At 44.2% G+C, this 12,056-nt stretch carries 10 protein-coding genes and 2 pseudogenes; 8 read left to right on the forward strand and 4 right to left on the reverse strand.

Annotated elements, in window-relative coordinates:
- The 5 genes and pseudogenes from Q1A70_RS08635 to Q1A70_RS08655 form a co-directional block, all read left to right on the forward strand.
- Window positions 1-138, forward strand: a pseudogene (locus tag Q1A70_RS08635) (IS630 family transposase); the annotation flags it as partial.
- A 502-nt stretch (window positions 139-640) separates the two neighbouring features.
- Window positions 641-1,111 (forward strand): hypothetical protein, encoded by a 471-nt coding sequence (locus Q1A70_RS08640; protein ID WP_299689090.1) that lies wholly within the window; start codon window positions 641-643, stop codon window positions 1,109-1,111.
- Between the two features lie 25 nt (window positions 1,112-1,136).
- A complete protein-coding gene (locus tag Q1A70_RS08645; RefSeq protein ID WP_299689093.1) occupies window positions 1,137-2,063 on the forward strand; it encodes a tripartite tricarboxylate transporter substrate binding protein in 927 nt (308 codons plus the stop codon).
- 92 nt (window positions 2,064-2,155) lie between these two features.
- Window positions 2,156-2,599: a tripartite tricarboxylate transporter TctB family protein gene (locus tag Q1A70_RS08650; RefSeq protein ID WP_299689096.1), complete on the forward strand. Its 444-nt coding sequence runs from the start codon at window positions 2,156-2,158 to the stop codon at window positions 2,597-2,599.
- A 9-nt stretch (window positions 2,600-2,608) separates the two neighbouring features.
- The gene (locus Q1A70_RS08655; protein ID WP_299689099.1) at window positions 2,609-4,111 is read left to right on the forward strand and encodes a tripartite tricarboxylate transporter permease; all 1,503 of its coding nucleotides are present in this window, start codon (window positions 2,609-2,611) and stop codon (window positions 4,109-4,111) included.
- A 77-nt stretch (window positions 4,112-4,188) separates the two neighbouring features.
- Here the strand turns inward: Q1A70_RS08655 and Q1A70_RS08660 are convergent, their stop codons facing one another.
- The gene (locus Q1A70_RS08660) at window positions 4,189-4,422 is read right to left on the reverse strand and encodes a YdcH family protein (protein ID WP_299689103.1); all 234 of its coding nucleotides are present in this window, start codon (window positions 4,420-4,422) and stop codon (window positions 4,189-4,191) included.
- A gap of 526 nt (window positions 4,423-4,948) precedes the next feature.
- On the opposite strand from Q1A70_RS08660, the gene Q1A70_RS08665 reads away from it, so the two are divergent.
- On the forward strand, window positions 4,949-6,688 hold the full coding sequence (locus tag Q1A70_RS08665) for a hypothetical protein (protein ID WP_299689106.1): 1,740 nt from the start codon (window positions 4,949-4,951) through the stop codon (window positions 6,686-6,688).
- Window positions 6,689-7,072: 384 nt separating this feature from the next.
- Here the strand turns inward: Q1A70_RS08665 and Q1A70_RS08670 are convergent.
- Window positions 7,073-8,055: pseudogene (locus Q1A70_RS08670) on the reverse strand (HAD family hydrolase).
- A gap of 255 nt (window positions 8,056-8,310) precedes the next feature.
- Between Q1A70_RS08670 and nfsA the strand changes: the two are divergent.
- Window positions 8,311-9,033 carry an oxygen-insensitive NADPH nitroreductase gene (nfsA, locus tag Q1A70_RS08675; RefSeq protein ID WP_299689109.1) on the forward strand — a complete coding sequence of 241 codons (723 nt, stop codon included), beginning with the start codon at window positions 8,311-8,313 and terminating at the stop codon, window positions 9,031-9,033.
- Between the two features lie 103 nt (window positions 9,034-9,136).
- Here the strand turns inward: nfsA and Q1A70_RS08680 are convergent, their stop codons facing one another.
- Window positions 9,137-10,669: a phospholipase D family protein gene (locus Q1A70_RS08680; RefSeq protein WP_299689112.1), complete on the reverse strand. Its 1,533-nt coding sequence runs from the start codon at window positions 10,667-10,669 to the stop codon at window positions 9,137-9,139.
- A 160-nt stretch (window positions 10,670-10,829) separates the two neighbouring features.
- The gene (locus Q1A70_RS08685; RefSeq protein ID WP_299689116.1) at window positions 10,830-11,393 is read right to left on the reverse strand and encodes a TetR/AcrR family transcriptional regulator; all 564 of its coding nucleotides are present in this window, start codon (window positions 11,391-11,393) and stop codon (window positions 10,830-10,832) included.
- Between the two features lie 61 nt (window positions 11,394-11,454).
- Here Q1A70_RS08685 and Q1A70_RS08690 point away from each other — a divergent pair, with 61 nt between their 5' ends.
- The gene (locus tag Q1A70_RS08690) at window positions 11,455-12,021 is read left to right on the forward strand and encodes a dihydrofolate reductase family protein (protein ID WP_299689119.1); all 567 of its coding nucleotides are present in this window, start codon (window positions 11,455-11,457) and stop codon (window positions 12,019-12,021) included.
- Window positions 12,022-12,056: the final 35 nt, after the last annotated feature.

Below are 12,056 nucleotides of genomic sequence, written 5' to 3' on the forward strand. Positions count from 1 at the left end.
GTTTACTTCAAAAGTAAACGGGATTTCAAGGCGGCAATAGAGCAATTTTTTACTGTGACTCTTCCAGAGATCGCAGGTTCTTTGGCATCTCGAATTAATGATAACTTTCAAGTTCTCAAGCCTGCATCTTCAAGTTGAACGAGTATATTAAATATCATCAAGAGCCCGTGAAGTCATTATTTGTAGGGGCTTGATCACCGAACCTTTCAAATCTATTTTAAATTATCAATAAAACTTACCTATAGTTTTAAATAACAACCACATCCTGCGTTACTTAATATTCTCAATTTTTCTATTATTTGTACTCCAAGCGTTGTCATTTTTTTATTTTCCACTAATTAGAATCGTAATGCATGTGCGCTCGATCATAAACTAACCTTAGTTTGTGAGCTTGATATAAAATAAGACAAAAATCTTCAACAAGCGAATTTTTACAAGGGCTTTGAATTTAAATAATTGGTTAATTTTGATCTCAGTCTCTATTAGAGCCTGTTATGAGCCATTAAAAACGATCAAATTCATATTCTGTCCGATTAAACTTTCTCACGCGTGACCAGCACCAAGATCTGCTGATTATCAGATTGAGACCACACTTGTCGTACAATATTGTATATCTCAAGAGCATTATTAAGGACCTACTATGAGAGATATGAAAGATATAGTGATGGATGCAGTAGAAGTGGTTACGCCTTCTATAGAACGCTTATTCGAGCGAACTAACCGCAAAGAACTGCATATCGTCGTTATGAACCCACACCTAAAACCTTGGGAAGCCACATTTGAGGAGGCGATCCTCTTTGAGACTTCGTTAGGCAATCCCGAATCTTGGACGATTCCGTTCAATCAGTTAGCAAAAAAGAAAGCACAACAAGCGTGGAGAGAATCCACAAGCAACGTTCAGTTACAACAGCTTCATCCAAGTGCTCTGCGCGAGGAAGACCTGTTGTTCTACGGGTCATTTGTGTACGGCAATATTGTTGTCGCATGCAGTGGCGTAGAGCAATGGTATGACATGCTCATCAGTAGCTGGATTGCTCTGGCAGTTGAGCAACTCACAATGCATGAGTACCAAACACAAAAAATCGAAAACCCTACACAAGCTTACCGTTAAACATAATAAGTCAAAAGGTATTGATATGAGTAAACTACTAAAGTCTCTGTTGGTCGCAGCCGGTATTATTGCTTCAGCATCTACATTTGCCGCCGATTACCCTTCAAAAAATATCCGCCTAGTGGTGCCTTTCGGTGCCGGTGGCGGTACAGATGCCGTTGGTCGTACCCTTGCAAACAGCGCTAAAGACGTGCTCGGTCAAAACATCTCTATTATGAACAGAACGGGTGGAGCCGGAGCTGTAGGTATGAGCTTTGGGGCTCAACAACGTGCCGATGGCTATACCCTAACCGTCGTGACGCGTGAAATTGCTTCACTTCCGCAGATGGGTTTGATGCGCCATAGCGCGGATGACTTCAAGCTTATCCGTTTGATCAACTTAGACCCTGCCGTTGTGTTGGTCGCGAAAGATAGTCCTTACAACACAATCAATGACCTAGTGAAAGAAGCCAAAACGAACCCAGGCAAGGTGAAGTTTGCTTCGACTGCCGCTCCCAACTTCTACCTGATGGCGCTTGAAAAAGACCAAGATATCAAGATGAATGCAATTCCTTACAACGGTTCATCTGAAGCGATCCCTGCGGTACTCGGTAACCACACAGACGTTACTATGGTAACCCCAGGTGAGGCTATTGCTCAGTTACGTTCAGGTCAGCTAAAAGCATTGGGAGTTATGTCTAACGAGCGCGTTGCGTACATTCCAGATGTACCGACGCTGAAAGAGCAAGGTATTGATGTGACGACAGGTACATGGCGTGGTATCGGCGCTCCGGCGAATACGCCAGATGAAGTTATCGAAGTGCTTGGTAACGCGTTCGATGAAGCAATGGCTTCTGCTGAATTTAAAGAGTTCATGGAAAAAGGTGCGATGACTATCCACCCAATGAACGCTGAAGAGTTCACCGAGTTCGTTAAACAAGATTCTCAAGCGCTTGGTCAGCTTATCAAATAATATCCATGTAAGTTAACGGCATCCTAGGGTGCCGTTATATTTTCTACTTTATTACCTTTGTTCCATTTTTAAGATTTTTTTGGGGTAAGTCTATGCTCAATAGAAATGTCGTCTTCCCATCTATCGTTATTCTTTTCGGTGCAGTCGCTTTATGGCTCATCTCCCAGTTCGATAGCCCCATGTATCAAGACGCAAGCGTCGATGCTAGTTTCTTCCCAACAATGATTGTGATCTTTCAAATAATCATTTGTGCGGTCTTACTGGTCCAACAAAAAATGAAAGGCGTTGAAAAGGTGAATACTCCTTTGATCACCAAAATGTCTTTATTTGGTATCGGTTATCTTATTGCGTATGCATTCACAATTAACTACTTAGGTTATTTATACGCCAGTCTTATAGCGTTTGCTGTATATTTAATTTTCTTCAAGGTCAAAAAACCACTCTATTACGCGGTGGGCGTTGGCTTTGTATTTACAGTCTACTACTTGTTTGGTCAGGTGTTTTATATCGCCTTACCAGAAGCAAGCTGGATGTAGGAGACGATTATGTTTGATTATCTACTAGGTGGTTTATCCACCGCAATCAGTCTAGAAGTCCTTCCCGTGTTGGTATTCGGGGTACTCGGTGGCGTTATTCTTGGCGCACTACCCGGTTTAACCGCAACCATGGGTGTGGCGATCCTTTTACCATTCACATTCGGCATGGAGCCAACTGCGGCTCTGGTTATGCTAATCGGCGTGTATATCGGTGGTATCTACGGTGGCTCTATTGCTGCAATCTTATTGAGAACGCCCGGCACTCCGGCTTCGGCTGCCACGGTTCTTGACGGTCATACCATGGCAGTGAAAGGGCAAGCAGCAAGAGCACTCAGTATTTCCGCTATCGCGTCTTTTATTGGCGGATTGATCAGTACTATCGTATTGATTGCTATCGCTCCCAAACTGGCGAATTTCGCACTCAAATTTAACGCTCCAGAGTACTTTGCTTTGGCTCTGTTTGGTCTGACGATCATCGCGAGTGTCTCATCAAAAAATATTCTTAAAGGTCTATTGGCAGGTACGATAGGTTTGCTCATTGCAACCGTTGGGCTGGACCCAATCAGTAGTGTGCCGCGCTTTACGTTTGGCGTGATGGATCTCTACAGCGGCATTAATGTTATCCCGGTGTTGATTGGTTTGTTTGCCTTGTCTGAGGCAATGAATCAGCTTGAAAAGCTCCGCACTGAAAAACAAGTGAAAGCGGCAAAGTTCGATCACAAGTTACTGAGTAAAGCCGATTTAAAAGAGATGCTACCCACGGCAATAAAAAGTGGTGCAATGGGGACAGCGATTGGTTCTGTACCCGGTGCAGGTGCTGATATCTCAGCGTTTGTTTGCTACAACGAAGCCAAGCGTTCATCTAAAAACCCGGAAGAGTTCGGCAAAGGTTCTGTTCGAGGTTTAACCTCTGCGGAAGCGGGAAACAACGGCGTTACCGGTGGTTCATTAGTCCCCCTATTAACCTTAGGTGTTCCAGGTGATGCGGTGGCTGCGGTTCTCCTTGGTGCTTTGATTGTTCAAGGTCTGACACCAGGGCCACTATTGTTTGCACAGAACCCAGAAGTGGTTTACGGCGTGTTTAGCTCAATGCTCATTGCGAACTTAGTGATGCTAGCGATTGGTTTAGTGGGTATTCGTTTCTTCTGTCGTATCATCGAAGTGCCGAAAATGATCATGATACCGATCATCATCTTCCTCTCAGTCGTCGGGGCCTACGCCATCAACAACTCGATGTTTGATGTTGGCATCGCGATTGCGTTTGGCTTGCTCGGTTTCGTGCTTGGCAAAATGGATATCCCATCATCACCAATCTTGTTGGCCATCATCTTAGGGCCAATGGCAGAAACCAATTTACGTAAGTCGCTACTGATGTTCGATGGCAGTTGGTCATTTCTATATGAGCGTCCAATCGCGTTAGCATTCATCCTTATGGCCGTGTTCTCCGTTTACTCAACACTGCGTATGAAGAAGAAACAAGCGTTGAAAGTCCAACAACAAGCGGAGCAGTAATTTTTGCTCTGAATCAACAGAAAAAGCTCCCTCGGGAGCTTTTTCTGTCTTCATCTGTTGTGTTGCTACTCACCCAATCATTTTAAACGAGCATACAGCGTATCTTTGAGTACCGAACGATTATGTTTTAGTTGATGCATTGAGCCATCATCAATGGGTGAATCTTTTAGCTCAAGCTTACGAATCTCTTTATCAAGGTTGTCGTACGTCTTCATGGCGGTTGCAAAGCTATTGTCAGCTTGAGCAAGCTCAATAATTTTATCTTTCATTTCCGGAAATTCGTGAACAAGAGAATGATTTTCACCTAGCATAGAAACCTCTTCAGTGTAAAAAAGTGATTGGGTATATCTTCAACACATTCATTATTAACTTTAGCACGGCTTCAAATAACGAATGAGACCTACTACACAGCATAGGACAAAAAACAACCAACACATAAGCCATGATCAGAGGTACAAACAACGAATGGAACAAAAATAATGTTTGGCAGCAGCAATTGTTTGGGCTTGGTGGTTTGTATATTCCTCAATCTGTCAAGGGATTACATAAACTCTCTATCTATAATTTCAAACATGACAATTTGAACCAATGTCTTATTTATCCACCAAATCCATTAAATTTAATAATAAGAACAAGAAAGTGATACAGCTCAATTATAAATCATCATCCCTCTAATAATAAAAGTGTTATTTATGCTGGGAAGAATTGATACGTAAATCACAATTATATGATACGTCATGTTTTATCTATTGAATTAATTTCCTCCCCCTTAATAATCAATGAGGTCTAGGTAACCCCTACAGAATATAGGGGAATAACGATGAATTAAGGATAATTATGCTATTCAAAAAAACGGCTGTATCAACGTCTATTCTAGCGGCTCTTCTATTGGCTGGATGCGGAGGCTCTTCCGATACAAAACAAGACGATGAAATCGTGACTCAAACTCAAGGCCAGTTTATTGATGCTGCTGTCGAAGGTTTGTACTACGTAGCTCAACCAAGTGGTAAAGCAGGTTTCACTGATCGCGATGGTAACTACGAATTCGAAGCGAATGATACGATTACCTTCTTCCTTGGTGGTGAAAATGGCTTACGTATCGGTAAAGCAAGCGCTCGTAGTATCGTTTCTCCTTTCGAAGCGACGGGCAATTACCAAAAAGCAGTCAACCTAGCAAGAATATTACAAACTATCGGTGATACAACGTCTGACTTTATCACACTGCCGCAAGATGTTATTGCACCGAGTGCTAGTACAATTACAGCACTCAACAATGTATCACTGCACGATATGACGTCTGCTGAAAGCCTACTCGAAGAACTCGAACTCGAAGATTGGATCAGTGAAGAAGAAGCGTTAGAACATCTAGAAAATTCACTTGCAGGCTTAGAGCGTGGTAGTAATGAGCTGCTAACAGACTGGCAGCGTGGTTCAGGTAAATACATGCGTTCGATCAGTTCTAGCTTATCTTATCAAAACGACGCACAGGCCATTGAAGTTTACAACATTCATGCAGATAAGCTGCTTGAAAGCGACAATTTTGAAGAGGGTATATTTAAAGCGACACAAGGCGTAAAAACGATGAGCTTTCGCTTGGATGAAAGTAATCTCATCATGCTCGCAGGCTCAAATGATTCAAGCCTAGGGGGTACTTTAGCCTCACAATACTTGAACTGTTTAGCTGACGGTGGTGACGCTGAGGTTTCCCAAAATGATCAAGGCTGGAATATTATTAAATGTGATGGCGTAGACATGCCAGTTCAACCTGAGCCTGATTCACCATTTATTCTTGGTGATCACTTCTCTTACTCGTTAGTTAATCCGCAAGAAGAGCTTGATCAAGATAGCGATGAGTCTTGGGACGAAGTGACGCAGTTTGGACCGTTATATGCTTGCATGGCTGACAAAAGCTGTACTGAAAATGCATTAACCGGTTTTTACATTGCCGAATATGACGACAGCGATGAACAAGATGATTCAGGTTGGCGCAAAGATATTTTGAATACCAGCTACGATGCTGTTACTGGCGTTTTCACCGAAGTTAGAAAGCGCACTATTGGTTCAGAAGAAGGGATATATGACGGTCGTATCTCTCATTCTTTAGGGTTCTCTTACTTAGTTGATTCATCAGAATCAGATCGTTATGTCAATTTTGAGGGTACTTGGAACGCCGTAGCGACCAGAGCTGGCTGTGATAATGTGGCTACATCAACTTACGTATTTGATGCTACAGGTCTAACAATGACAGGTGAAGAATTCTATTCTGGATGTGAGACAGAAGAATTAGAACCTGAACATTACTCTTATATTGAATTAGCTAAGAAGGACTACTGGTGGTTCACAACCAATGAAAAAGACAGCCAAGCAACCCTTACACAACTAAACAGCACTATCCGTTGGTGTGACATTGACGAAGACGAAGTTGATAACGGCAACTGTAACAATGGCGCAGATACCAAAATCAACCGTTGGGAATATGCACCAGCAGGAGCGGATTGGGATCAAGGCATCCTGAATCGCCGTACTCTAAACAGCGATGGTAGCGTACGTTCTAGTATTTCTATGTACAAAGACTAATCTTTACGGTTAGATCAAGATACAAATCCGCCACCCATGAGTTCATGGATGGCGGATTTTATGCTTAATGAAGTGAGAATTCAGCCGATGAAATACATTTAATTTTCATCAGCGAATCATTAGGCCGTGTTGATCTTTCGAGCTGATTTTTGCAGCGAGTTGCTGGGTATTTATATAAGGCAGAGGCGTCGATGTGTAGCTAGCCTACATGAGAAGCGATAACGTAGTAGAAATGACCAGCAAACGCTGCCAGAAAGGTTCGGCTAAAAGCGTTTTACTCTTTGTTGAGGGAGATTTACTTAGAGTGACTAGGCGACTTCCCCCTCGCCGCGATTAAAACGCTTTTATCTCGAACAAAATTCAACCACGGAAGGTCAACACGCCCTAGTAAACCTTGCACCAGTCCGATTGCATGTCGATCAACAGCCAATTATTTCTAGAATTTGCTTCATCTAACGCTTTATCAAGCTTGCCCATATGGACTTGCGATCGTATTGCCACTCTCGCTCAGCATCGGTGTGATGAACGATCATTGCCATGGCGTTGGGTTGGCTGGTTGCCCATTGCATCATCGCTTGGTCACCGTCTGAGTTACCGACCGCTAGAATAGGCTTCTTGCCGATAATATGTTGAATATTGGTGACCTTTCCTGCTTTGTCATCAATCGTCAAAATCGACGAATCTTTAGTCACCGTTGGTTTACCATCGTTGTAGCTGTAGTTGTATTTCAGCGCGCTGCCGATGATTTGCTGTGTAGGAATATTGTAAGCTTGTGGAGCCCACGCCCTCATGAAATCAACGCCTCCGCCTGACACTATGTAAGTTTTAAAGTCATGATTTTGCAGGTAAGTCAGCATCTCTTTCATCGGTTGATAGGTGAGATCGGTATAGGCTTTATTGAAACGCTCGTCTTTAGCTGCTGCGAGCCATTGCGCCACATCTTGCTGATATTGCTCAACGGTCATGCCTGAATGCGTCGCCATGATGATTTTCAATAACCCCTCTTCACCACTGTTAAGTACACTCTCGATATCATCTTCCAGCACGAACTTAAAAGGGGCTTCGGTTTTCCATTCAGGGTGCTCTAACGCCATCTCCTTTACACGGTCTAACGCAAAGGCCAGTTGGAAGTAATAAGGCTTTTCCGACCACAACGTGCCGTCGTTATCGAATACGGCGATGCGATCTTCAACCGCCACGAACGTATTAGATTCCGCTTTGGTGGCTTGCCCAACAAAGTCGACGATAGCAGATTTGCTCTCGCTGTCCTTCCAAGATGGCAACAAATTAGGGTCACAATCTTTAGCAAAAGATGACAAAGAGAGGCTCGATAAAATCGCAATGGACAAAAGGGGTGTTTTCTTCATAGCACTACCATGTGGTTGAATTAATTGTAGAGGTTACTTTTATTCATCCTAGTGCGTATACGGCAATTTTCCACCGACTAGCACCATAACCATTTCATAACATAGCCACCACATAACATAACAAAGCGTGCTTGGCGCTCATACAAAGTATCCCTATTTCTCTATGACTACTCGATTAGTTTCTGGTTTACCCTTAAGGTAATTGTCGCTATGGTGAATCATTACTTAATGATCACTATAAGGATTGCTGACCCTATGAATAGCACCATCGACACTATTTTAGGACACCGCTCCATTCGTCAATATACAAATCAACCGATTGAAAAAGAACAACTTGATGTGATTATTCAGGCGGGTCTCGCGGCTTCATCATCGAGCTTGCTGCAGGCTGTTTCTATCATAAGAGTCACAAACAAAGACAAACGCAAATTGCTCGCCGATTACGCAGGCAACCAGGCTTACGTTGAGAACGCGGCTGAGTTTTTGGTGTTCTGTATCGACTATCAACGCCACGCTCAGATCAACCCTGACGTTCAAACCGATTTTACCGAGCTGACCCTGATTGGCGCAGTCGATTCGGGCATCATGGCGCAAAACTGCATGCTGGCTGCTGAGTCTCTAGGTTTGGGGGGCGTGTACATTGGCGGGCTGCGTAACAGCGCACAACAAGTCGATGAACTGCTAGAGCTACCACAACACACCGCCGTATTGTTCGGGATGTGCTTAGGTCATCCGGCACAACAACCAGAGGTGAAGCCTCGCCTTCCTGCTCACGTAGTAATGCACGAAAACCAATACCAGCCGCTGAGTCTAGATGAAATTGCCAGCTACGATGATTCGATGCAAAGCTACTACGCAAGCCGTTCAAGCAACCAAAAGCAAAGCAGTTGGTCACAGCAGATCACGCAAAAGCTGTCGGGCGAATCTCGCCCGCATATCCTGCCTTACTTAAACAGCAAGCAGTTGACCAAGCGTTAGTTCGTAAATCCGTAAATCCGTAAAAAATAGCAGCAAACCACAGCACAAACAAAAATGTCAGCGTACAATACGCTGACATTTTTATTGATTCGAGCCTATGAGCTTACAGATATTTCTCAATCGGGAGCAGTTGTAGAAAGCCTGACTGCATGCGTTCCCACTGGCCCGTTTCTGGTTCACTGTCCCAACTTTGCTCGCCAGAATACCAATACACATCCCCGTCTTCGAGCTCTAAACGCCAACTATTATCTTCACTCATTGCTTGCTCAATGGTGTCTGCTAACGTTTCAGCAATCTCTTGATTCTCGATGATCAAAACCGATTCAGTATTGAGGTAGGTAGAACGCAGATTGAAGTTAAATGAACCAATGCTGGCGATACTTCGGTCAAAAACGGCCGACTTAGCATGCAAGCCATAGGCCGTTTCAGGCGCACATTTAGACACATCTTGAGTCGATGCTTCACACAACTTAGATTCCGGTTTCAGCTCAAACAACTCAATGCCATGTTCCAACATGTCGCTGCGTCGACCCGCGTAGGCGGAATGGTTACTCACCAGATCATTAGACACCATTGAGTTGGTTAATGCCTTTATCTCAACGCCGCTGTTATTCAACGCTTGCCACTCTTCCAGCTGACCGTCATCAAACACTAGGTAAGCGGATTCCAGTAAGATCTCTTGTGTCGATTCACTTGCCAGCTTGGCAAGATAAATCCCGGTCGCTTTGGGTTGATCGGTATTATCCGAATCGGCAGGCACGGGTTGGTCGTAAACAAAATGTGCCTTCACCCAAGTCATCTCACCAATCACCTGTTGCAGCAAATCATCTGCCGCCTCTCGGTCTAAAGGTAATTGAGGGTAATGTTGATAATGTGGCACCGCAATATCATCCATCATTGAGATATCCGCAAGCGCTTCATCACCCAATATATCGATAGGGTAAGACCAATGGCTATTCCAATAGTCAACAAAGCTGGTTTGGATCGCGGTGACTGCTGAGCCCATCACCAGCACATCGCGGTCTCGGAAATTGATGTCATCTGAGAGGTCAAAGTATTCGTCACCAATATTACGCCCGCCGACCACGGCTAAGGTGCCATCGACGGTAAACGATTTATTGTGCATGCGGCGATTTAAGCGAGAAAAGTCACCGACGAAGCTTAACCACTTACTGAAACCACGACGTGTTGGTGTTGGATTGAAGATTCGGATCTCGACATTCGGGTGCGCATCCAGTGCCGACAGTAAACCTTCACGCTCGTTGAGGTTGATATCATCCAGCATTACCCGCACCTTCACACCTCGTTCGGCTGCCGCCAACAAACGGCTGGCTAGGTAGCTGCCTGATTCGTCTGAGTTCCAGATGTAGTATTGAATGTCGATGGTGTGCTCGGCGCTTTCGACCAGCGCCAATCGCTGTGCCAAGGCATCCCAACCTGACTCTTGCAGACGAACCGCCGTGGTGCCTTGCTCTAAAGCTTCAGGCTGATACTCACTTGTTAGAACCGATAAAGAACTAGGCGCGGGAGAAATTTGGGGCTCTACAGGGTGGTCAATACCTTCAGGCAATGAAGAACAACCACCAAGAATAGCGACTAAACTTAAACTTAAACTGATGCGTTGCAGCACAGACATGTATCTGACTTCCTTTCACAATAAGGTCTTTGAAAACTGTCTGGACAGCTTTGTGGATCACAAGCTATTCCAGTTTATGCATCAATTATTACTGCTATTGCGCGAAATTTATAGGTAATTATCCAGTCTAAATTTAAAGGTCGGTAAATTGGCCTATAGATCACTTAAGTTGAGTGAGCGCCAAACAGTATAAACTCAGCGGCTTTTCGACCATTTCAATGGTGAGTTCAGTTCGGTCTGGGTTACAGTTCAACGCCAAAACATAGCCATGTAAATAATCCACCAGCAAATCCAACGCATTTTTGGTTTGCTCTTCGGTTAACGCTAACGGGCTCAATACCGCTGCAAAACGCTCACTAAACACTTCCATCGGGCCGAGGGATTTCATGGTCAATAAGGTCTCTAACAAGCCTCTATATTCGTTGAGCACCGACAAGTAACTCACACTGAGCCGATAAAGGTTATCTCGCCAGTCTTGATTTAGCTCAGGCTGTGCAACTGCTTCAATCAAAGAAACCGTGATTGCCTCAAGCAGGTCGTTTTTGTTTTTGAAGTAATGATATATGGCCATCGCATCGACCCCGAGCTCTGTCGCTAATCCTCGAATGCTTGGCACTTTGCCACTCTCTCGCATCATGCTTTTGGCAATGGTGAGAATTCTCTCCGCGCTGAGTTGGCTTGACCCACTCTTTGGTCGACCTCGTTTCTGATCCTTGACAGTCATACCGTCACCTCTTAAACTTTATTTCTACGCTGTAGAATTATTTTGATTTATTACCGTGTAGATGCCAAGTTTCTCATCGATATCGGAGTTAAAAATGTCAAATATTGTATTCATCGCAACCAGTCTTGACGGTTACATTGCAGACAAACAAGGCGGCTTAGATTGGCTGCAAGCGATTCCAAATCCAGACGGTGACGACATGGGTTACAACGCTCATACCGGTCGTATCGATGCGCTGGTCATGGGACGTAATACAATGGACATGGTGTTGAGCTTTGGCATTGATTGGCCTTACAGCAAGCCAGTCTATGTACTGAGCAACACTTTAAGTGAAGTACCTCAAGAACTTGAAGGTAAGGTATTTTTGATGAAGGGCGAGCTTAGCCAGATTGTCGCGGATTTGAATAACAAAGGCCTAAAGAACCTGTACATCGATGGCGGCATTACCATCCAAAACTTCCTGAAAGAAGACCTGATTGATGAACTGATCATCTCGACCATTCCAGTCTTACTTGGTGGTGGTTCCCCGTTATTTGGTGACTTAGTGTCCCCTGTCGATTTTACGTTGAAAGGCGTCACGACGTACCTTGATGAGATAGTCCAAACTCATTACTTACGTAAGCGCTAAGCTGTTGTTCATCGAAGGGGCACCTAAGGATCAAC

The sequence above is a fragment of the uncultured Vibrio sp. genome (assembly GCF_947488985.1).
GTDB lineage: Bacteria > Pseudomonadota > Gammaproteobacteria > Enterobacterales > Vibrionaceae > Vibrio.

Bases quoted from the DNA above. Each gene is read 5' to 3' on its own strand.
- Q1A70_RS08650 (WP_299689096.1), top strand. From the start codon at position 2,156: ATGCTCAATAGAAATGTCGTCTTCCCATCTATCGTTATTCTTTTCGGT.
- nfsA (WP_299689109.1), top strand. From the start codon at position 8,311: ATGAATAGCACCATCGACACTATTTTAGGACACCGCTCCATTCGTCAA.
- Q1A70_RS08660 (WP_299689103.1), bottom strand. From the start codon at position 4,422: ATGCTAGGTGAAAATCATTCTCTTGTTCACGAATTTCCGGAAATGAAA.
- Q1A70_RS08690 (WP_299689119.1), top strand. From the start codon at position 11,455: ATGCCAAGTTTCTCATCGATATCGGAGTTAAAAATGTCAAATATTGTA.
- Q1A70_RS08640 (WP_299689090.1), top strand. From the start codon at position 641: ATGAGAGATATGAAAGATATAGTGATGGATGCAGTAGAAGTGGTTACG.
- Q1A70_RS08655 (WP_299689099.1), top strand. From the start codon at position 2,609: ATGTTTGATTATCTACTAGGTGGTTTATCCACCGCAATCAGTCTAGAA.
- Q1A70_RS08685 (WP_299689116.1), bottom strand. From the start codon at position 11,393: ATGACTGTCAAGGATCAGAAACGAGGTCGACCAAAGAGTGGGTCAAGC.
- Q1A70_RS08645 (WP_299689093.1), top strand. From the start codon at position 1,137: ATGAGTAAACTACTAAAGTCTCTGTTGGTCGCAGCCGGTATTATTGCT.
- Q1A70_RS08680 (WP_299689112.1), bottom strand. From the start codon at position 10,669: ATGTCTGTGCTGCAACGCATCAGTTTAAGTTTAAGTTTAGTCGCTATT.
- Q1A70_RS08665 (WP_299689106.1), top strand. From the start codon at position 4,949: ATGCTATTCAAAAAAACGGCTGTATCAACGTCTATTCTAGCGGCTCTT.